Here is a 20700-nt window from a genome sequence, read left to right on the forward strand (position 1 = left end):
GGTGGGTGGCGTTGGCGAAACAGCCAGCCAGCGGCCAACGCGGAACGCGCTACACCCTTTCCATCGCCAGCGCGATGCCCTGACCGACGCCGATGCACATGGTGGCGAGCGCCAGCTTGCCGCCGCGCTCAGCGAGTTCCAGCGCCGCCGTGCCGCAGATACGGGCGCCCGACATGCCGAGCGGATGACCGAGCGCGATGGCGCCGCCGTTCGGGTTCACATGGGCCGCATCCTCGGCAATGCCGAGATCACGCAGCACGGCGATGCCCTGCGACGCGAAGGCCTCGTTCAGCTCGATCACATCGAAGTCCGACGGCTTCAGGCCAAGCCGCGCGCACAGCTTCTTCGTCGCCGGCGCCGGACCGATGCCCATGATGCGCGGGGGAACGCCGGCGGTCGCCCCGCCGAGAATGCGCGCAATGGGCGTCAGGCCGTATTTCTTCGCCGCCGCCTCGGAAGCGATGATCAGCGCCGCCGCGCCGTCATTGACACCGGAGGCGTTGCCCGCCGTCACCGTGCCGCCCTCGCGGAAGGGTGTCGGCAGCTTGCCGAGCTTCTCGGCCGTGGTGCCGGGGCGCGGGTGCTCGTCCTTGTCGACCACGATGGGATCGCCCTTGCGCTGCGGGATCGTGACCGGAACGATCTCCCGAGCGAGGCGCCCATTCTCCTGCGCGGCGACCGCCTTGTCCTGGCTGCGCGCGGCGAAGGCGTCCTGGTCGGCGCGGCTCACGGAAAAGTCCTCGGCCACGTTCTCGCCGGTCTCGGGCATGGAATCGATGCCGTACTGCTTCTTCAGCACCTTGTTGACGAAGCGCCAGCCGATGGTGGTGTCGTAGATCTCCGCATTGCGCGAGAAGGCGGCGTCGGCCTTCGGCATAACGAAGGGCGCGCGGCTCATGGATTCGACGCCGCCGGCGATCATGATCTCGGCCTCGCCCGCCTTGATCGCCCGCGCGGCGATGGTGATCGCGTCCATGCCGGAACCGCACAGGCGGTTGACGGTCGAACCCGGCACATCGATGGGAAGCCCGGCGAGCAGGACGGCCATGCGCGCCACGTTGCGGTTGTCCTCTCCCGCCTGATTGGCGCAGCCGTAGAAGACGTCGTCGATCGCCGCCCAATCCACATTCGTGTTGCGCTCCATCAGCGCCCGGAGCGGCACCGCCGCCAGATCGTCGGCCCGGACGGAGGACAGGACGCCGCCGAAGCGACCGATGGGCGTGCGGATATAGTCGCAGATGAAGGCTTCAGCCATGATGCATGGTTCTCCAGTTCATGCGCCCTTATGGGCCTTCTCCGTGCGCGCTTTCAAGTCGCGCAGTGTCGCAAGCTCCAGCGCGCTGGGCGGCGGGGTTTCCTCCACATCGTCGGCGAAGAGGACCGTCCACCCGCAGGTCTCCTGAACGTGATCACGCGTGACGCCCGGATGCAGCGAGACGACGGTGAACTCCTTCGTCTCCGGGTCCGGCTTCCAGATCGCCATATCGGTGATGAGCAGCGTCGGGCCCTTCGTGTCGATGCCGAGCCTCTGGCGGTGGTCGCCACCCTCGCCATGGCCGAAGGAGGTGTAGAAGTCGATCTTCTCGACCATCGAGCGCTTCGACTGGGCAAGCGTGATGAAGACCTCCTGCGAGGAGGAGGCGATCTCCGGCGCGCCGCCGCCGCCCGGCAACCGCACTTTCGGATGATCGTAGTCGCCGACGACGGTGGTGTTGATGTTGCCGAACCGGTCGAGCTGCGCCGCGCCGAGAAAGCCGATGGTGATGCGCCCGCCTTGCAGCCAGTAGCGGAACATCTCCGGCACTGGCACGGTGGTGAGCGCCGTGTCGCACAATTCGCCGTCGCCGATCGACAGCGGCAGCACGTCTGGCGCCGTGCCGATGGTGCCGGACTCGTAGATGAGCGTGATGTCGGGCGCATGCGTCAGCCGCGCGATGTTGCAGGCCGCCGACGGCGCGCCGATGCCGACGAAGCAGACATCCTCGTTCTTAAGGGCGCGCGACGCGGCGATGGTCATCATCTCGTTGGGGGTGAAATCGGCGCCGCTCATCGGTCTGCCCTCAGCGTCTCGACACGTCTTGCGAAATCCTCGGGAACAGCCTGCAGCACGTGCTCCTCCATCCATGCGCGAAACGCGTCGCGGTCGGCAGCAATCCCGTCCCACTCCAGATAGGCGGCGTTGTCGCGCGCGTAATAGCCATGTGTGTAGGATGGATGCGCGCCGCCCGGCACCACCGAGATCGCCGAGACCGTCCAGTGCGGCAGGATGCAGAGATTGGGGTGCAGGTCGTCGAAATCGTCGACCACTTCCTCCACCGTGACGACGGCGCGGCGCGCGGCCAGCGCCGCCTCTTTCTGGACGCCGACGATGCCCTCGATCAGAACGTTTCCCTTCAGGTCCGCCTTCTGGGCGTGGATGAAGCTGACATCGGGCCTGAGCGCCGGCACCGCGGCCAGTTCCTCGCCGGTGAACGGGCAGGCGATGCGCCTGATGTTGGGATTGACCCGGGCAAGCTCGGCGCCGCGATACCCGCGGAAGACCGCGCAGGGCAGCCCCGCAGCGCCGGCTTCATAGGCATTGGCCATGGCGGCGTGTGAGTGCTCCTCGACCTCCACAGGGCGGGGAAAACCGTTCTCCACCGCGTCGCGCAGGCGGCGCAGGAGCCCGACGCCGGGATTGCCCGCATAGGAGAAGACGAGCTTCTTCGCCATACCCATACCGACCATCTGGTCATAGACCACGTCCGGGGTCATGCGGATCAGCGTCAGGTCCGAAAATTCCTGGCGGATGGCCTCGTGCGCCGCCGCCGTCGGGATGAGGTGGGTAAACCCTTCGAAGGCGACGCTATCGCCGTCATTCAGGTTCTCCGCCACTGCTTCGGAAAGTGGGAGGAAACGCACCATGGCCAACTCAAAAGTTCGTATTGCGAACAAAAGTTTTGTATGAGATATTTCTTAGATGGAGGTATCTGCGGAGTCAAACGGCACGGACACGGAACGGCCCCGCGACCTGGTCGGGTCGCTGCAGAAGGGGCTGAGTGTCTTGGAGATCCTGGCGTCGGCGCCGGGCGGCATCACATTGACCGAGGTCGCCGCCGCCGCCGGCCTGACCCGCGCCGGCGCCCGGCGCCTGCTGATCACCTTGGTGGCAAGCGGCTTCGCACGGCAGGAAGAGCGGCGCTTCGTCCTGTCGGCGAAGCTTCTGTCCCTGACCCGTTCCTGGCTGGGCGACGCGTCCCTGTGGCGCTACGCCGAGCCGATCATGCGCGAGGTATCCGGGCAACTGGGCGAATCCTGCTCGGCGGGCGTGCTGGAGGGCGAGGACGTCGTCTATGTGGCGCGCGTCGCCGGCCGGCGCATCATGTCCGTCGCGCTCGGCGTCGGCGCGCGCCTGCCGGCCTATTGCACGTCCATGGGGCGCGTTCTTCTGTCAGATCTGGATGCGGCCGAACTCACCCGTTTTCTCACGCAGGCGGCGATCGGCGCCAGAACCGACAGAACGGTGACGGACCGGTCCGTCCTCGCCTCTGAAGTGGCGAAAGCGCGCCGGGCCGGCTACGCCATCGTCGACCAGGAACTTGAACTCGGCCTGCGGTCGATTGCGGTTCCCGTCCGCGACAAGTCCGGCAGCATTGTCGCGGCGCTCAACGTCTCGACCCAGTCCGCGCGCTTTAGCTGCACTGAAATGGAGCAGGCGGTTCTGCCCACCCTTCTCGGCGCCGCGCGAAGGGTGGAGGATTTTCTCGCCCTGCAATAGCACCCTGCACTGCATCATGCGGCACTCCTCGAGCTGCTCCGGTCGTTGCCGCCGGCATTGGCCTCCCGGGGTCCCTGGATCGACTGGCGCATGCGGTGCGCGATGCGTGCCTGCAGGCGTGCGAACATCACGCGTTCGAGCACATCCTTCGCGTCCGTGGCGGACGGCCCCTCCAGAACGGAGAACAGGGAATCGACGATCGAGGCATCCTCATCCGGGGAGAGGAACGCATCGATCCGGGGATCGGACGAGATGTCCGAATCGGTATTGAGAACAGGTGTTTTCATGGCTGGGATTCTTCACCGCCGATCCTGACAGCAAGGAGGCGGCCCGATGAATTTTTGACGACAGTTTGTTGGCAGAACCCTGCCGCGCGGAGGCCTGCACGGCACGGGTGAGACGGCGGGGTTACTGGTGCGTGATGCTGTGTCTCTGGAACGCGGCGAGCGGCGGCGACATGCGGTGCATCTCGCCCTGCAGGAACTCGAAGATGTCCAGCCCCAGCCGCAGATTGAACCGCTTGTCGTCGAAGAACATGCCATACCGCATGTCGAGGCTGCCGGGCATGACCTCGACGCAATCGTCCAGCCTGGAGATCTGCCCGTCGAAGACGAAGCTCGGCAAGGGGGAAACCGCGATCCCGCTTGAGACGAGCTTCATCGCGGTGGCGATGTCGTCGACCTCGCCCAGAACCTCATAGGCGACCTCCCGCTGCCGCAGCCATTCCCGCGCCGCCATGCCCAGCGGCGACTGCGCATTGGTGAGCACAACCGGGATCGCGCCCGTATTGCGTTTCGACTGCTCGGCGATCTCCCGGCTGCCGATCCAGCGAAGCGTATACTGGGTGGCCAAGTCCGGCCCCATTTCCGACGGGTAGAGCGCCTTGAACATGGCATCCACCTGGCCGCAATCGTACATTTCCTCGAGCCGCTTCGAATCGGCGATGCGCCAGCTCACCTGCTCCTTGAGCTTGTTGAGCCGCCCGAGGCCGCCGAGAAGAAGGGGCGCGCAGTAAGTGCAGACGCCGATCTTCAGCTTGGCCAGATTCTTCTCGTAGCCGACCGTGCGCAGGCGGCGCTCCAGGTCCAGCATCTGGCGGATGAGACCGGAGATCTCCTCCTTCACGATGATGCGGTTGCCGAGCTTCTTGATCAGAGGTGTGCCGATCGCCTTTTCCAGCCGCCCGAGATGCATGCTGACCGCCGGCTGGCTGATGCCCAGCTTCTGCGCCGCGCCGGTCAGGCTTCGGGTGTCGATGACCGCCTCGGCGGCCCGCAAGGTGGCAAATGAAAGTCCGTCCTGTTTGTGCATGCCCATAGGTTTTGCGCCTCGTTCCGTATGAGGTGAGATTTGACCCGTCCGACAATGCCGCACATGCGGCACACAACGCTGTTTCAAGACGACGGCGATCGCTCGCATCCAAACCGGGGCGATCGCCACGTGGCTGGCATCGGGCGCGATGCACAATGCACCGCCCCGGACAGACGCGCATCCGCGCCTGCCACCAAGCCGACCAGTCCAAGCCGAACTGAAAACAGCCCAAGCTTAACTCATGCGGCGCCGACCAACCCTGTCCGCTGAAACACACTCTCCCCCCATGAGATCGGTAGAAAGTGACCCGTCTCGATACAACTTAAACACGATACCGAATTTTCGGTACACGTACAACCTATAAGGGATTATGTGGATATCTATGCAAGTTATGCGCTTTTTCACCGATACAAGGGACGAAATAAAACTATAAAAACAATAGATTAACGAGAAACCCACACCATGGGGATGTAAACACAAAAATACAACTTATACGGTTATTGCGACATCGATATACGCCCTCGTATCGACTGCGAAAACACGCTCGCCGCCACCCCTTGGGCAGCGGCGATGACGTGATTCGACCATGGATCGTCCGGACCGGCGACGAGACCGTTCTTCTCCCCGTTTCTCCGCAAAAGGCCCTGGAGTGTTTTGGCGTCAGGTGAGATCACCTGACGCCCGCACAACGCGGCAAACAAAGGGATAGGCCCGTTCAGCGTTTCTGTGGGACGTTGAACGGGTCTACCGCCCGAAGCGGAAGGCCAGCAGGCGCAGGGCGTTCAGGGTGACGAGAACAGTCGCGCCCGTATCTGCCAGGATCGCGATCCAGAGACCCGTCATCCCCAGGACGGTGGTGACCAGGAACACGACCTTCAAGCCGAGCGCGATCGTGATGTTCTGGCGGATATTGGCCATGGTGGCCCGCGCCAGGCGCAGTTTCTCGGGAATGTCCCCGACGCGGTTGCGCAGCAGCGCCGCATCGGCCGTTTCGAGGGCCACATCGGTACCCGACCCCATCGCCACGCCGACATGAGCCGCGGCCAGTGCCGGCGCATCGTTGATGCCGTCGCCGACCATCATGACGTTGAGTTTGCCCGCGAGGTCTCGAATGGCCGTGACCTTGTCGTCCGGCAGCAGCTCCGCCCTGTGCTCCATCGACAGGGTGCCGGCGATCGCCGCGGCGGTGCGCTCGTTGTCGCCGGTCAGCATCACCGACCGGACGCCGAGCGCCTTGAGCGCCGCGACCGCCTGCCCGGCATCCTCGCGCGGCTCGTCGCGCAGGGCGACCACGCCGGCCAGCTTGCCGGTCCTGAACACGGCGGCGACCGTCTTGCCTTCGGCCTCGAGCGTTTCGATTCGCGACCTTGCAGCCGGCGTCATGACGCCCTGTTCCTCGGCATAGCGCGGCGAGCCGACGAAGGCCGTTGCCTCGCCGATCCTGGCCTCGACCCCGCGCCCGGGTATCGCCCGCGCGTCGCGCCCCGCCGGAACGGCAATGCCCTCCGCCTCGGCATGCGCCAGAATGGCTTGCGCCAGCGGATGGCTTGACCCGGCTTCAACGCCGGCGGCCAGCGCAAGGACAGCATCCGCGTCGCCGTCCGGGCTCCAGATATCGGTCACGGCCGGCTTGCCGCGCGTCAGCGTTCCGGTCTTGTCGAAAGCGACCAGCTCGGTCCGCGCCGCGGCCTCGATCACCGCGCCGCCCTTCATGAGAAGGCCATGCCGTGCCCCGGCCGACAGCGACGAAGCGATGGAGGCCGGAACGGAGATCACCAGCGCGCAGGGACAGCCGATCAGGAGCAGCGCCAGCGCGCGGTAGATCCAGGTATCCCAGAGCCCGCCCATGAACAGCGGCGGTACGATGGCGACCAGGATGGCGAGACCGACAATGGCCGGCATGTAGTAGCGGCTGAAACGGTCGATGAAACGTTCCGTCGGCGCGCGCGCCTCCTGTGCCTCCTCGACGAGGCGGATGATGCGAGCGATGGTGTTGTCTTCCGGCGTCCGCGTGACGCGCACCCGCAGCACGGCGTCGGTGCTGATCGAGCCCGCGAAGACCGCCTCGCCGACCCCCTTGGTCTTCGGCACGGATTCGCCGGTCACCGGCGCTTCGTCGATGCCTGCCGTGCCGTCCACGATCTCGCCGTCGGCAGGAATGCGGTCGCCGGGCCGCACCACCACAAGCTGGCCGATGCGCAGCGCCGCCGCCGGCACCTGGCGCGTCGCGCCGTTCTCCTCGAGCAGGGCCGTTTTCGGCACGAGGTCGCCGAGGGCGCGAATGCCCGCGCGGGCGCGATTGGCGGCAACCCCCTCGAGAACCTCTCCGACGGCGAACAGGAACACCACCAGCGCCGCTTCCTCGGCTGCGCCGATGACCAGCGCGCCGGCGGCGGCAACCGTCATCAGCATCTCGATGGTGAACGGCATGCCGGCGCGAAGCGCCGCAAAGGCGCGGCGTGCCACGGGGAAGACGCCGATCAGACAGGCGGCCACGAAGGCCCAGGCTGAGACGTCGCCCGGCAGGAACCATTTCGCTGCCCAGGCCGCGGCCAGCAGGAGGCCCGTGCCGATCACCAGCCGTCCCTTGCCGGTTTCGTGCCAGCGCTTGTCGGGATCGCTCGCGCCATGCACATGGCCGGCGGCGCCATGGGCCGCATCCGAAGCGGAATGCGCCCCGTTGTGATCGCTTCCGTGCGAATGTCCGCCACAGCAGGCCCCGTCCGAAGCCGCATCCGGCGGCGTCATGGCGGCCCGATTGCGCGGAGCAATCGAATAGCCAAGCCGCTTGACGGCGTTTTCGACAGCCTGTGGTTCGGTCCCCTGGTCGTCCAACGATACGGAAAGGGTTTCCGCCATCACCGACACCTTGATGTCGGAAACGCCCGGCAGGCGTTCCACAGCGCCCCGGATCTTTGCGGCACAGCTTCCGCAATCCATGCCGCTGACCGTCCACGTCAAAGCCTGCGTGGCGCGGTTTTCATGGTTCGAGGACACGATTCTTCTCCTTGCGATTGTCAACTCACCACAAGGATAGGATCTCTAGTCACTAGAGCTTCAAGAGGGAAAATGCCATTTTCTGCAAAGAGTGCCGTTTGCCCGGCTGGCGCGCATGGTCGCGTCAGGCGGCAGATGCCTCGAACACCGCCTGTCCGCCGATCCAGGTGGCCGCCACGTCCAGCCCGTCGGTCAGTTCGACGAAATCCGCGTCCATGCCCGCCGCGAGCCGGCCTTTCGACGCTTCCAGCCCGACCGCCTGCGCGGGATAGAGGGCAGCCATGCGAAGCGCCTCGTCGAGCGGCAGGCCCACGACGCGGTGCAGATAGGCGACGGTCGACACCATGTCGATATCCGCGCCCGCCAGTGTTCCGTCCTCAAGCGTCAGGCGGCCGTCCTTCCGGAAGATGGTGCGTCCGTTGAGGGTGAAGGAGGCCACGTCGGTGCCGATGGTCGACATGGCGTCGGTCACCGCGAAGATGCGCGCCGGGCCGGTCTTCGCCTTCAGCGCGGCGCGGATCGCCACGGGGTCGACATGCACGCCGTCGGCGATCAGTCCGACCCACAGCGCGCCGCTCTCCAGCGCCGCGCCGACGAGGCCGGGTTCGCGATGCCCGAGTGGGCTCATCGCGTTGAACAGATGCGTCACCATAGACGCACCGGCCTCGGCATAGGCAAGACCCGTCCGGCAGTCCGTGTCGGTATGGCCGAGACTGACCCTGACGCCGCCGGCGACGAGCGCTCGAACCTGCTCCGGCGAGACGCTTTCGGGGGCCAGTGTCGTCATCAGCACCGGAAGCTGCCGCGCCGCCTCGATCAGGCGTGCCAGATCGGCATCGCTCATGGGCCGGATCAGCGCCGGGTCGTGCGCGCCCTTGCGGGCGACGGAAAGATGCGGTCCCTCCAGATGCAGTCCGAGGAACCCGGGCACATGCGCCCGCGCCGCCGCGATGCCCGCCGCGACAGCCGCCGCCGTCGATCCGGGCGTATCGGTGATCAGTGTCGGCAGAAGCCCCGTGGTCCCGAAACGGGCATGGGCGCGGCAGATCGTGCCGATGCCTTCGATACCGCTCGCACCGTCGAACATGACCCCGCCGCCACCATTCACCTGCAGGTCGATGAACCCGGGCACGATCATCGAGCCCGCCGCGCGGCGCACCGTCCGCCCCGCCGCGAGGGATCCCTCCGGCACGAGATCGACGATCTTGCCTCCCTCAATCACCAGTGCATGGCCCGTCAGCCAGCCGTGACCGTCGAAGATGCGCGCTCCGGCGAGGGCGAAAGAACTCATGACAGGGGTTTCCAAAGCGGGTTCCATTGCGTGATGTGCGTCAATGTTCGGGAATCTTCAGTTCGGCGACGAAATCATAGGCATCGCCGCGATAGACGGACCGGGTGAACTCGATGACCCGGCCGCCCGGCAGGTAGGATACGCGCTCGATATAGAGGGCGGCCTCGCCGGGCGCGACCTTCAGCAACACCGCCTCGCGCTCGTCCAGATTGCGCGCGGAGATCCTCTGCGTGGCGCGGATCGGCCGCGCCGACCGCTCCTCCAGCGCGTCATAGAGCGATCCGCTGACCGAAGCCGGGTCCGGCAGATAGGTGCCGATGATCGAAGCCCGCTCGATCGCCATCGGCACGTCGCCGGCGATGCGCAGCCGCTCCAGCCGCGAAACCATGTCGCCGACCGAGAGGCCGAGCACCATCATCTCGTCCGGCGACGGCGCGACGACGGCCCTTTCGAGCCATTCGGAACGCGACGAAAGCCCGCGCCGCGCCATGTCCTCGGTGAACGAGGTCAGCAGCGACAGGGACTGTTCGACGCGCGCCACCGAGGGCGCGACGAAAGTGCCCGAGCCATGCCTGCGGATCAGCCGGCCCTGCTTCACCAGGTCATCGACGGCGCGACGCACGGTGACGCGGCTGAGATCGGCCAGTTCGGCGATGTCGCGCTCCGTCGGGATCGCCTCGCCCTCGCCGATCAGCCCACCCGTGATCGCTTCCTCGAGCAGGCGGCGAAGACGCAGGTAGAGCGGTCCCGGCCCCATGGCGGCGACCCGGTCGGGCTTGAAAAGATCGACCGCGTTCATCGCCGCTCCATCCCGTCGGGAGCGACGGCCGCGGCAGGCAGGAACGCGCGCAGGGCGAGCTGCACCGCGCCCGACAGCGGATCGCCGAGCGGCGCGCGCAGGATCGCCCGGTGCCGCGGAGCGAGCCGCTCGCCATATTTCTCGGCCAGACCGCCGAGCAGGCAGAGCCGTTCGCATCCCTCGAAAACCATCGCGTCGAGCGTCTCGGTGATGTCGCCGACCGCCTCGGCGATGATCCCGGCGGCCATCGGATCGCCCTTGGCGTCGAACGTGAAGATCATCGGCGCGAAGGAGCCGTAATCCGCCGGCTTCGCCGACTGGGTGAACTCGACCACCGCCTGCTGCTCGTCTCCGAAACGCGTCATCACGGCGCTGGCGAGCGGTGTCATCGGGCGGATGCCGTCCCGCGCCAGGAGCGTCTGCTGCAGCAGCATCCGGCCGATCACCGCGCCACTCGCCTGATCGCCCACGGCAAACCCCCACCCGCCGGCGCTACGAACCTCGCCCGCCGCGCGCGCGACATAGGCGGAGCCGGTGCCGAGAATGGCGATCACGCCGTCGCCGTCGCCCAGAGCCCCCTGCAGCGCGATGATCCCGTCATGCGCGAAGCGCGTGTCGCTAAACGGCAACTCGGCGGCGAGCTGTTCCTGCCGCATGCCGACATTCAGCCCGGCCAGGCCCAGAAAGGCCGGGATGCCGCTGATCCTGCTGACGTCGATGGCCGCCTGCTCCAGCGCCGCCAGCGAGGCGGCGACGATGCTCTCGGAAATCGCGTCGGATCTGGAGAAGATGTTGGCTGCACCGCGCATGCCGCGCCCCACGACACGGCCGGCCCTGTCGGCAACCGCGGCCCGGCAGCTCGTCCCCCCACCATCGATGGCAATCACGTAATCGGTCATAGGCGCTCCTCCACCATATAATACCAAAAAGATACCTTTGCGAAACCGCAAAAATGCACAAACGACAAGCAGCTGGATTTTATTGAAAAATATGCGCTTTTCCCGCATCAAGAGGCCGATGCGGCAGAACAATCCGGAATCCCACTAGACAAATGGTATTTTTTTGGCCTTAATTTGTCGGGTGGAGGAGTTATGATAACGGGTCTCGCTGGAAAGTGGAAAGGCATCCGCGAAGCATGCTTCGCCGGCTTGCACTCCGACGCCGGTCGAACGGCGCGCAGCACCGCAGCGGAGACAGGAGGTTCGCCTGCCGCCGCCCGCACGACCCCAACAAACAGGCCATCCCCACCGGAATGTTCCGCAGCACGACGCTGCGCCCGCGTCGGTTCGACCGCGCGCGCATGGCAAACAGCATTCTACAGGCACAACAGGGAGAAGGACATGACCAAGAAAGTGAAACTGGCGCTACTCGCCGCGACCATGCTCGCCTCTTCGGGCGCCGCCATGGCGCAGGACACGACGCTGACCATCGAGAGCTGGCGCAATGACGACCTGACCATCTGGCAGGACAAGCTGATCCCCGCCTTCGAGGCCGCCCATCCCGGCATCAAGGTGAAGTTCAACCCCACCGCGCCGACCGAATACAACGCCGTTCTCAACTCCAAGCTCGAAGCCGGCAGCGCCGGGGACCTGATCACCTGCCGCCCCTTCGACGCTTCGCTCAGCCTCTACGAGAAGGGCTACCTGTCCGCCGTCCAGGACCTGGAAGGCATGAAGAACTTCAGCGACGTCGCCAAGTCGGGCTGGAGCACGGATGACGGTTCGGCGACCTTCTGCGTGCCGATGGCTTCGGTCATCCACGGCTTCATCTACAATGCCGACGCCCTCGCAGAGCTCGGCGTCGAGCCGCCGAAGACCAATGAAGAATTCTTCGCCGCCCTCGACAAGATCAAGGAGGAAGGCACCTACGTTCCGATGGCCATGGGCACCAACGACCAGTGGGAAGCCGCCACCATGGGCTACCAGAATGTCGGCCCCAACTACTGGAAAGGCGAGGAAGGCCGCAACGCGCTCATCAAGGGCGAGCAGAAGCTGACCGACGACGCCTGGGTGGAGCCCTTCCGCCAACTGGCGAAGTGGAAGGACTATCTGGGCGACGGCTTCGAGGCCCAGACCTACCCCGATAGCCAGAACCTGTTCACGCTCGGCCGCGCCGCGATCTTCCCGGCCGGTTCCTGGGAAATCTCCGTGTTCAACGAGCAGGCCGACTTCAAGATGGGCGCCTTCGCGCCACCGGTGCAGAACGCCGGTGACGAGTGCTACATCTCCGACCATGTCGACATCGCCATGGGCATGAACGCCAACGGCAAGAACCTGGAAGCGGCGAAGACCTTCCTCAACTGGGTCGGTTCCGCCGAATTCGCCACGCTCTACGCCAATGCACTGCCGGGCTTCTTCTCCCTGTCCAGCCACGACGTGAAGATGGAAGACCCGCTGGCGCAGGAGTTCGTCTCCTGGCGCGGGACATGCAAGTCGACCATTCGCTCGACCTACCAGATCCTGTCGCGCGGCACGCCGAACCTGGAAAACGAGACCTGGAACGCCTCGGCCAACGTGATCAAGGGAACCGAGACGCCGGAAGCTGCCGCGGAACGGCTGCAAAAGGGTCTCGCCAGCTGGTACGATCCCCAGAAGTAAGGGACGGTCCACGGACCTGGATCGCCCTGTGTCCGCTGGGATGCACAAGGACGATCCGGACGATTGATGGAGCATCGGAACAACCGGAAATCGGGGATCCGCTTTTCGGTCCGATGCTCCGGTGCAGGGCAGGCCCCTTATGGTCGGCCTGCCCCGGCATTGGCGTTCGTGATCGCCCCGCGCAAGACCGGCCGGTAGGCGCCTCTCGGAAGCCGCCAAGACAAAAAAGGGAGAAGAAAATGACTGCAAGACATGTAAAACTCGCGCTCCTCGCCGCAACCGTGCTTGGCTCGGCCGGCACGGCGATGGCGCAGGACGCGACCCTGACCATCGAAAGCTGGCGCAACGACGACCTGACCATCTGGCAGGAAAAGCTGATTCCCGCCTTCGAGGCCGCCCATCCCGGCATCAAAGTGACCTTCGCGCCCTCGGCTCCGACCGAATACAACGCCGTGCTGAATTCCAAGCTGGAAGCCGGTTCGGCGGGCGACCTGATCACCTGCCGGCCCTTCGATGCCTCGCTCAGCCTCTACCAGAAGGGTCACCTCGCGGCGATCCAGGACCTGGAGAACATGAAGAATTTCGGCGACGTAGCGAAGGCCGCCTGGAGCACGGATGACGGCTCGGCGACCTTCTGCGTGCCGATGGCCTCGGTCATCCACGGCTTCATCTACAATGCCGAGATCTTCGAGGAGCTTGGCCTGACGCCGCCGAAGACCAATGACGAGTTCTTCGCCCTGCTCGACAAGATCAAGGAGGAGGGCTCCTACATTCCCATGGCCATGGGCGCCAAGGACCAGTGGGAAGCCGCCACCATGGGCTACACCAATATCGGCCCGAACTACTGGAAGGGCGAGGAAGGCCGGCTGGCACTCATCAAGGGCGGCGAGAAGCTGAGCGACGATCAATGGGTTGAACCGCTCCGCCAGCTCGCCAAATGGGCGCCCTATCTGGGCGACGGCTACGAGGCGCAGGCCTATCCGGACAGCCAGAACCTGTTCACCCTCGGCCGCGCGGCGATCTTCCCGGCCGGCTCCTGGGAAATCTCGATCTTCAACGAGCAGGCCGACTTCAAGATGGGCGCCTTCGCGCCGCCGGTACAGAATGCCGGCGACGAGTGCTACATCTCCGACCACACCGACATCGGCATCGGCATGAACGCCAAGTCGGCCAATCCGGAAGCGGCCCGCACCTTCCTGAACTGGGTCGGCTCGGCCGAGTTCGCGACGCTCTACGCCAATTCGCTGCCGGGCTTCTTCTCGCTGTCCAACGAGACGGTCGAGATGGAGGACCCGCTGGCCAAGGAGTTCGTCTCCTGGCGCGAGAGCTGCAAGTCGACCATCCGCCCGGCGCACCAGATCCTGTCGCGCGGCACGCCAAACCTGTGGAACGAGATGTGGAACGTCTCGGCCAACGTCCTGCGCGGCGCGCAGACGCCGGAGGAAGGCGGGGCCACGCTGCAGGACGGCCTGGCGAGCTGGTACGAGCCGCAGCAGAAGTAGAACCTTGAAAATGCTGCCGGGCGGGGTCTCCCCGTCCGGCGGCCAATCATGCCGAGGGGCGAGCATGGCCGTAGAGCAAACGACGAAACCACCCATTCGATGGCACATTGCGGTGTTCCTGGCGCCGGCGGTGCTGGTCTACACCGCGGTCATGATCCTGCCGCTGTTCAGCACGCTGCAGCTTTCGCTGTTCAGCGACATCAACAACAGCCAGGTGTTTGTCGGCCTCGGCAATTTCCGCACCCTTTTCGGCGATCCGCGCTGGGCCGAGCAGTTCTGGAACGCGCTCGGCAACAATGTCTGGTTCTTCGTCATCCACATGCTGGTGCAGAACCCGATCGGCATCCTGCTGGCGGCGATCCTGAGCAGTCCGCGGCTAAGGATGCGCGCTTTCTATCGGACCGCGATCTTCATCCCGACCATCCTTTCCTTCGTCATCGCCGGCTTCGCCTGGAAGCTGATCCTCAGCCCGCTCTGGGGCGTCGCGCCGAACCTGCTCGACCTGGTCGGGCTGAAAAGCCTGTTCCAGCCCTGGCTCGGCAAGGAGGCCTATGCGCTCACCACGCTTGCGCTGATCTCGGTCTGGCAGTTCGTCGGCATTCCGATGATGCTGATCTACGCAGCACTGCTGTCGATCCCGGACGAACTTCTGGAAGCGGCCGAATGCGACGGCATCACCGGCATGGCGCAGTTCTGGAAGATCAAGCTGCCGCTTGTCCTGCCCGCCATCGGCATCATCTCGATCCTGACCTTCGTCGGCAATTTCAACGCCTTCGACCTGATCTACTCGACGCAGGGCGCCCTCGCCGGGCCGGATTTCTCGACCGACATCCTTGGGACCTTCATGTACCGCACCTTCTTCGGCTTCCAGCTCCAGCTCGGCGATCCGAACCTGGGCGCGGCCATCGCGACGGCCATGTTCGTCATCATCCTGATCGGCGTGTCGATCTACCTGTTCGGCATCCAGCGGCGCCTGCGCCGGTATCAGTTCTGAGGGGAGAGAACCATGTCTTACATCGGCGTTCTTGATACCCCCCTCTGCCCTGCCGGGCATCTCCCCCTCACGGGGGGAGATCGGCTGGCAGGGAAGCGGTGGATCCTTTCACAAACCAGCGACTGGCGAAATCCGTCGACCCGTCAATCTCCCCCCATGAGGGGGAGATGCCCGGCAGGGCAGAGGGGGGTGATGACGGGCACCGCCAAGGCACGGAACAACAACCCCGCAGGCAGGCCGCAACCATGAGCACCGCAAGGCACTCCCCATTCCACTCGGCTGCCGCGCACGCGATCCTGATCCTCTACACGATCATCGCGCTGTTTCCGGTGTTCGTCATCGTCGTCAACGCCTTCAAGTCGCGCAAGGCGATCTTCCGCGAGCCGCTGGCGCTGCCCGATGCCGAGAGCTTCAGCCTGATCGGCTTCGAGACGGTGCTGAAACAGGGCGATTTCCTGCTCTACTTCCAGAACAGCCTGATCGTCACGGTGGTCTCGCTGTTCCTGGTCCTGCTGTTCGGCGCCATGGCCGCCTTCGCCCTGTCGGAATACCGCTTCAAGGGCAACACGCTGATGGGCCTTTATCTGGCGCTCGGCATCATGATCCCGATCCGCCTCGGCACGGTGGCGATCCTGCAGATGATGGTGGCCTCGGGTCTCGTCAACACGCGCACGGCGCTGATCCTGGTCTACACGGCGCAGGGCCTGCCACTCGCCATCTTCATCCTGTCGGAGTTCATGCGCCAGGTCTCCGACGACCTGAAGAATGCCGGCCGCATCGACGGGCTGAGCGAATACCGCATCTTCTTCCGCCTCGTCCTGCCGCTGGTCCGTCCGGCCATGGCGACGGTGGCGGTCTTCACCATGATCCCGATCTGGAACGACCTGTGGTTTCCGCTGATCCTGGCGCCTGCCGAGGAGACCAAGACCATCACGCTCGGCGCGCAGGTCTTCATCGGCCAGTTCGTCACCAACTGGAACGCCGTGCTGGCGGCGCTGTCGCTGGCCATCCTGCCGGTACTGGTCCTGTACCTCATCTTCTCACGCCAGCTGATCCGCGGCATCACCTCGGGAGCAGTCAAATGAGCGGCGGAGAAACCCCGATCCGCGTGCTGGTCGCCGGCCTCGGCAATATGGGCCGCAGCCACGCGCTCGCCTATCACGAGAACCCCGGCTTCGAGATCGTCGGCCTCGTCAACCGTTCGCGGCCCGACCTCCCCGCCGGGCTGGGCTCCTATCCGCTAACCACCGACTACGCCGAGGCGCTCGCGCGGCTGAAGCCCGACCTGGTGTCCGTCAACACCTACTCGGACAGCCATGCGGATTACGCGGTCGCCGCCCTCGAGCACGGCGCGCATGTTTTCGTCGAGAAGCCGCTGGCGACCAATGTCGCCGATGCGCGGCGGGTCGTCGATGCGGCCCGCGCCAACGGGCGCAAGCTGGTCATCGGCTATATCCTGCGCCATCACCCCTCCTGGATCCGGCTGATCGAGGAAGCGCGCGCGCTGGGCGGTCCCTATGTCTTCCGGCTCAACCTCAATCAGCAATCCTCCGGCCCCACCTGGCACACCCACAGGCAGTTGATGGAGACCACGCCGCCCATCGTGGACTGCGGCGTGCATTATGTGGACGTGATGTGCCAGATCACCGATGCCAAGCCGGTCAAGGTGCGCGGCATGGGCCTCCGGCTCTCCGACGAGATCGCCCCGGACATGTATAATTACGGTCATTTCCAGGTGCTGTTCGAAGACGGCTCGCTCGGCTGGTACGAGGCCGGCTGGGGTCCGATGATCTCGGAGACCGCCTTCTTCGTGAAGGACATCGTCTCGCCGAAGGGCTGCGTCTCGATCGTCATGGCCGAAGGCGCCCGCTCCGACGACATCGACACGCACACCAAAACATCGACCATCCGCGTCCACCGCGCGGAGACCGATGCCGCCGGCCGCTTCGCCAGCCCTGACACGCTGCTGTCGATGGACGACGAACCGGGTCACCAGGAGCTGTGCGACCGCGAGCAGGCCTTCGTGTTGAAGGCCATTCGCGAGGACATCGACCTCTCCCGCCACATGGACGACGCCGTCCAGTCGCTCAACATCTGCCTCGCCGCCGACGAAAGCGTGCGAAGCGGCAAGGAAATAGAATTATAGGAAGATCCAGTGGGCTCACTCGCACTCAGAAACATCACCAAATCGTTCGGCAAGGTCGACGTCATCAAGGGTGTCGATCTGGACGTCGAGGACGGTGAATTCGTCATCTTCGTCGGCCCCTCGGGCTGCGGCAAATCTACCCTCCTGCGCATCATCGCCGGGCTGGAGGATGCCAGCGGCGGCAGCGTCGAGATCGACGGCGACGCCGTCAACGCGACGCCGCCTTCGAAACGCGGCATCGCCATGGTCTTCCAGACCTACGCGCTCTACCCGCACCTGACGGTGAAGGACAATATGAGCCTCGGCCTGAAACAGGCCAAGCGCCCCCCGGCGCAGATCGCGGAGCGCGTCGATCTGGCGACCAAGATGCTGTCGCTCGAACCCTATCTCGAGCGGCGGCCGGCGGAACTTTCCGGCGGCCAGCGCCAGCGCGTGGCCATCGGCCGCGCCGTGGTGCGCAAGCCCAAGCTGTTCCTCTTCGATGAACCGCTTTCCAATCTCGATGCGGCGCTTCGCGTCAACACGCGTCTGGAGATCGCACGCCTGCACCGCGAGCTGAGCGCCACCATGATCTACGTGACGCACGATCAGACCGAGGCGATGACGCTCGCCGACCGCATCGTCGTGCTCAATGCCGGACGCATCGAGCAGATCGGCACGCCGATGGAACTCTACAACGACCCCGCCAACCTGTTCGTCGCCGGCTTCATCGGCTCACCGCAGATGAACTTCGTCGAGGCATCCGCCATCGGCCGCGAGGACGCCAGGACGATCGGCATCCGGCCCGAACACATCTCCGTCAGCACCACCGGCGGCGATCTCAAGGGCCGCGTCTCGCATGTCGAGCATCTGGGCGCCGATACGAATGTCTATCTGGACTGTGGCCGGGCGGGTCTTCTATGCATCCGCCTGTTCGGCGAACATCAATTCGAGATCGATAGCGAAATCCACGCCAGGTTCGACGAGGGCCGCATATACCGTTTCGACGACAAGGGCGACATCATCCGCTGAACGCCGGATTGCAGATGACCGGGCACAATTGCCCGGCTCTTGCGCATCGCGGCAACTCCCCTTAGTCGATCCTGAGCGACCTGCAACAGAAGCGGGTCCGGCGAAGAATGGTTTGGTCTTCATGGGAGAGGCGTCGTGCAGCAAGGCGACTTTGTTCCGGTTTCATCGCGCGTGACGATACAGGATGGCGTCTACCGCCAGTTACGCCATGCGCTGATGACGGGCCGTTTCGAGCCGGAACAGGTTCTGACGATCTCGTCTCTCGCTGAAACCTTCGGCACCAGTCACATGCCGGTGCGCGAGGCGCTGCGTCGGCTGGCCGCGGAGAACGCGCTGGTGACCGCACCGAACGGCTCGGCCCGCGTTCCCTCGGTGAGCAGGGCGAGGCTCGATGATCTCTGCCGCGCCCGCATCGCCGTCGAGGGCCTGGCGGCGGAACTGGCCACCGCCAATCTGGGCAAGGCCGAGATCGCCGAACTGGAGCTTCTGCTTGCCGCCCACGAGGCCTCCGGCCGCAATGAAAGCGTCTACGAGATGCTCGGCAAGAACCGCGAATTCCACTTCGCGCTCTACCAGGGATCGAACTCGGAAGTGCTGATCCAGCTCATCGAAACGCTCTGGCTGCGCTTCGGCCCCTATATGCGCATGCTGACCCGCCATGTGGAACCGATCCTCAAGTCGCAGGGCGCCGTCACCTACTCGCAGCATCACCACGAGGCGATCGACGCCCTGCGGTCGCGGGACGCCGCCGGCGTCAGGCAGGCGATCATCGACGACATCGCTGCGACGCAGGAACTGCTCGGCACGCTCTGCGACTGAGATTGCCGGTGCTGCAGGTGTGAAGGCCACAGGGCAACTCCCCGCACTTTTTGGCACCGATAGCCTGCCGCGCCGCAACGGCAGATGAAACCGGCCCTCACCTGATCAACGTCAGCTGATTCCCGCCGCTCGCAGAACGCTGCGACAGGCGCGCCTCCCGGCATCCGAGGCTGCCTGGCAGCGAAGCACATCCTGCCCCTTAACGTCCCCGCGGTGTCTGTCCCGTGCCGGCCATCGTCGCGTCTGTACGCAACCGGCCACGCCCTCCCGTATCGTACATCGCTCGGCGGGTCCCGCCGTTCCGGCAGCGGCTTCCCAAGCCGCGCCCATGCCCGTCGCAATTTCATTGGACGACGCTTTAAGTTTAAAGTATCATTTGATCGAATGCGCAGGCCGGCCCGCAAGAAGCCGGTGAGTGATGCCGCGCCTGACATCCCGCCGGGCCGGCCGAATGGGGATCACAGAGGAGCGAAAATCATGAGAAAACAGATAGTTCTTGGCATCATGGCCGGCCTTCTGGCCGTTTCCGGCGCGATGGCGCAGGAAATTCGCGTCGGCGTGGCGCTGCCGAAGAGCGACCGGCCTGACGACTTCATCAACGGCATGTATGAGCGCTTCGAGCAGGAAGTCGAAGCCAATTCCGACATGACGGTGGAAATCTCCTATGGCAGCGCACTGGGTGCGCCCAATGAGCGGCTCAACCAGATGCGCCGCGGCGTGATCCAGATGAGCGACGCCGCCGACGGCAACTACGCCACGGTCTTCTCTGACATCCAGATCCTCAACCTGCCCTATCTCTTCACCGACGACACCGAGGCCTGGGCGCTGCTCGACGGACCGGTGGGCGCCGAACTCGCCGAGGAACTGCGCGCCAAGACCGGCATCCGGGTGCTTGGCTGGTGGGCTTCCGGCGGCTTCAAGCAGTATAGCTCCAACAAGCCCATCCGCTCGCCCGAAGACATGAAGGGCCTGAAGATGCGCGTGCTCGGGCCGCTCGCGACGATCCCGGTCGAAGCGCTCGGCGCCTCGCCTGCGCCGATCTCCTTCGCCGAGCTGTACACGGCGCTGCGCACCGGCGTCGTCGATGGACAGGACAACGCCGCGCCGATCTTCGTCCTCGTCAAGCTCTACGAGGTGCAGAAATATCTGAGCCTGACCAGCCATGGCTTCGCCTTCGGCCCGCTCGGCATCAACGACGCCTTCTATTCGGGCCTGACGGACGAGCAGAAGAAGGTGATCGACGACGCGGCCGCCAAGGCCATCGCCTTCAACCGCGACGCCTCGCGCAACGCGCTTTCGGCGGCGCTCAAGACGGCCAGCGACAATGGCACCGAGGTGATCGAGCTCGATCAGGCGACGCGCGACGCCTTCAAGGCGATCGCCCAGCCGCCTGCGATCGAGTGGCTGAAGCAGAATGTCGACACGCCCGAGCGTGTCGACGCCATCGTCAAGGCGGTCGAAGAAGCGCGCAACTGA

Annotated in this window: 18 protein-coding genes; 9 read left to right on the plus strand and 9 right to left on the minus strand. The window is 65.1% G+C overall.

From position 1 onward, the window contains the following. Positions 1–49: 49 nt before the first annotated feature. The 3 genes from pcaF to NA2_RS13885 are packed head-to-tail and all read right to left on the minus strand — an operon-like array spanning position 50 to position 2904. Positions 50–1255, minus strand: a complete 1206-nt coding sequence (gene pcaF, locus NA2_RS13875) for a 3-oxoadipyl-CoA thiolase (protein WP_008597601.1) — start codon at positions 1253–1255, stop codon at positions 50–52. A gap of 18 nt (positions 1256–1273) precedes the next feature. Next, a complete protein-coding gene (locus tag NA2_RS13880; RefSeq protein ID WP_008597602.1) occupies positions 1274–2050 on the minus strand; it encodes a CoA-transferase subunit beta in 777 nt (258 codons plus the stop codon). Further along, positions 2047–2904, minus strand: a complete 858-nt coding sequence (locus tag NA2_RS13885) for a CoA transferase subunit A (RefSeq protein WP_008597604.1) — start codon at positions 2902–2904, stop codon at positions 2047–2049. Before NA2_RS13885 ends, NA2_RS13880 begins: the two co-directional genes overlap by 4 nt. A gap of 55 nt (positions 2905–2959) precedes the next feature. Here NA2_RS13885 and NA2_RS13890 point away from each other — a divergent pair, with 55 nt between their 5' ends. Further along, entirely contained in the window at positions 2960–3757 is a 798-nt protein-coding gene (locus NA2_RS13890; RefSeq protein WP_008597605.1) for an IclR family transcriptional regulator domain-containing protein, read from the plus strand. Between the two features lie 14 nt (positions 3758–3771). Here the strand turns inward: NA2_RS13890 and NA2_RS13895 are convergent, their stop codons facing one another. From NA2_RS13895 to NA2_RS13920, 6 genes are all read right to left on the minus strand, one after another. Continuing rightward, entirely contained in the window at positions 3772–4044 is a 273-nt protein-coding gene (locus tag NA2_RS13895) for a hypothetical protein (RefSeq protein ID WP_008597606.1), read from the minus strand. 121 nt (positions 4045–4165) lie between these two features. After that, positions 4166–5074 carry a LysR family transcriptional regulator gene (locus tag NA2_RS13900; protein ID WP_008597607.1) on the minus strand — a complete coding sequence of 303 codons (909 nt, stop codon included), beginning with the start codon at positions 5072–5074 and terminating at the stop codon, positions 4166–4168. Positions 5075–5812: 738 nt separating this feature from the next. Further along, complete coding sequence (locus NA2_RS13905; protein WP_008597608.1) at positions 5813–8065, minus strand: heavy metal translocating P-type ATPase; 2253 nt, start codon at positions 8063–8065, stop codon at positions 5813–5815. A gap of 124 nt (positions 8066–8189) precedes the next feature. After that, positions 8190–9356 (minus strand): N-acetylglucosamine-6-phosphate deacetylase, encoded by a 1167-nt coding sequence (gene nagA, locus NA2_RS13910; RefSeq protein ID WP_008597609.1) that lies wholly within the window; start codon positions 9354–9356, stop codon positions 8190–8192. Between the two features lie 40 nt (positions 9357–9396). After that, positions 9397–10155 (minus strand): GntR family transcriptional regulator, encoded by a 759-nt coding sequence (locus NA2_RS13915; RefSeq protein ID WP_008597610.1) that lies wholly within the window; start codon positions 10153–10155, stop codon positions 9397–9399. Then, entirely contained in the window at positions 10152–11054 is a 903-nt protein-coding gene (locus NA2_RS13920; RefSeq protein WP_008597611.1) for a glucosamine kinase nucleotide-binding domain-containing protein, read from the minus strand. Before NA2_RS13920 ends, NA2_RS13915 begins: the two co-directional genes overlap by 4 nt. A gap of 441 nt (positions 11055–11495) precedes the next feature. On the opposite strand from NA2_RS13920, the gene NA2_RS13925 reads away from it, so the two are divergent. The 8 genes from NA2_RS13925 to NA2_RS13960 all read left to right on the plus strand — a co-directional run bounded on the left by NA2_RS13925 (position 11496) and on the right by NA2_RS13960 (position 20700). Then, entirely contained in the window at positions 11496–12752 is a 1257-nt protein-coding gene (locus NA2_RS13925; protein WP_008597612.1) for an ABC transporter substrate-binding protein, read from the plus strand. 239 nt (positions 12753–12991) lie between these two features. Continuing rightward, positions 12992–14254 (plus strand): ABC transporter substrate-binding protein, encoded by a 1263-nt coding sequence (locus tag NA2_RS13930; protein WP_008597613.1) that lies wholly within the window; start codon positions 12992–12994, stop codon positions 14252–14254. A gap of 64 nt (positions 14255–14318) precedes the next feature. Continuing rightward, on the plus strand, positions 14319–15248 hold the full coding sequence (locus NA2_RS13935; RefSeq protein WP_040677923.1) for a carbohydrate ABC transporter permease: 930 nt from the start codon (positions 14319–14321) through the stop codon (positions 15246–15248). Between the two features lie 245 nt (positions 15249–15493). After that, positions 15494–16333 (plus strand): carbohydrate ABC transporter permease, encoded by an 840-nt coding sequence (locus NA2_RS13940; RefSeq protein WP_008597616.1) that lies wholly within the window; start codon positions 15494–15496, stop codon positions 16331–16333. Next, positions 16330–17394 carry a Gfo/Idh/MocA family protein gene (locus NA2_RS13945; RefSeq protein ID WP_008597617.1) on the plus strand — a complete coding sequence of 355 codons (1065 nt, stop codon included), beginning with the start codon at positions 16330–16332 and terminating at the stop codon, positions 17392–17394. Before NA2_RS13940 ends, NA2_RS13945 begins: the two co-directional genes overlap by 4 nt. A 9-nt stretch (positions 17395–17403) precedes the next feature. Further along, on the plus strand, positions 17404–18405 hold the full coding sequence (locus NA2_RS13950; protein ID WP_008597618.1) for an ABC transporter ATP-binding protein: 1002 nt from the start codon (positions 17404–17406) through the stop codon (positions 18403–18405). Positions 18406–18576: 171 nt separating this feature from the next. Then, positions 18577–19224 carry a GntR family transcriptional regulator gene (locus NA2_RS13955; protein ID WP_244423651.1) on the plus strand — a complete coding sequence of 216 codons (648 nt, stop codon included), beginning with the start codon at positions 18577–18579 and terminating at the stop codon, positions 19222–19224. A gap of 477 nt (positions 19225–19701) precedes the next feature. Next, on the plus strand, positions 19702–20700 hold the full coding sequence (locus NA2_RS13960; RefSeq protein WP_157188235.1) for a TRAP transporter substrate-binding protein: 999 nt from the start codon (positions 19702–19704) through the stop codon (positions 20698–20700).

The organism is Nitratireductor pacificus pht-3B, assembly GCF_000300335.1.
Lineage (GTDB): Bacteria > Pseudomonadota > Alphaproteobacteria > Rhizobiales > Rhizobiaceae > Nitratireductor > Nitratireductor pacificus.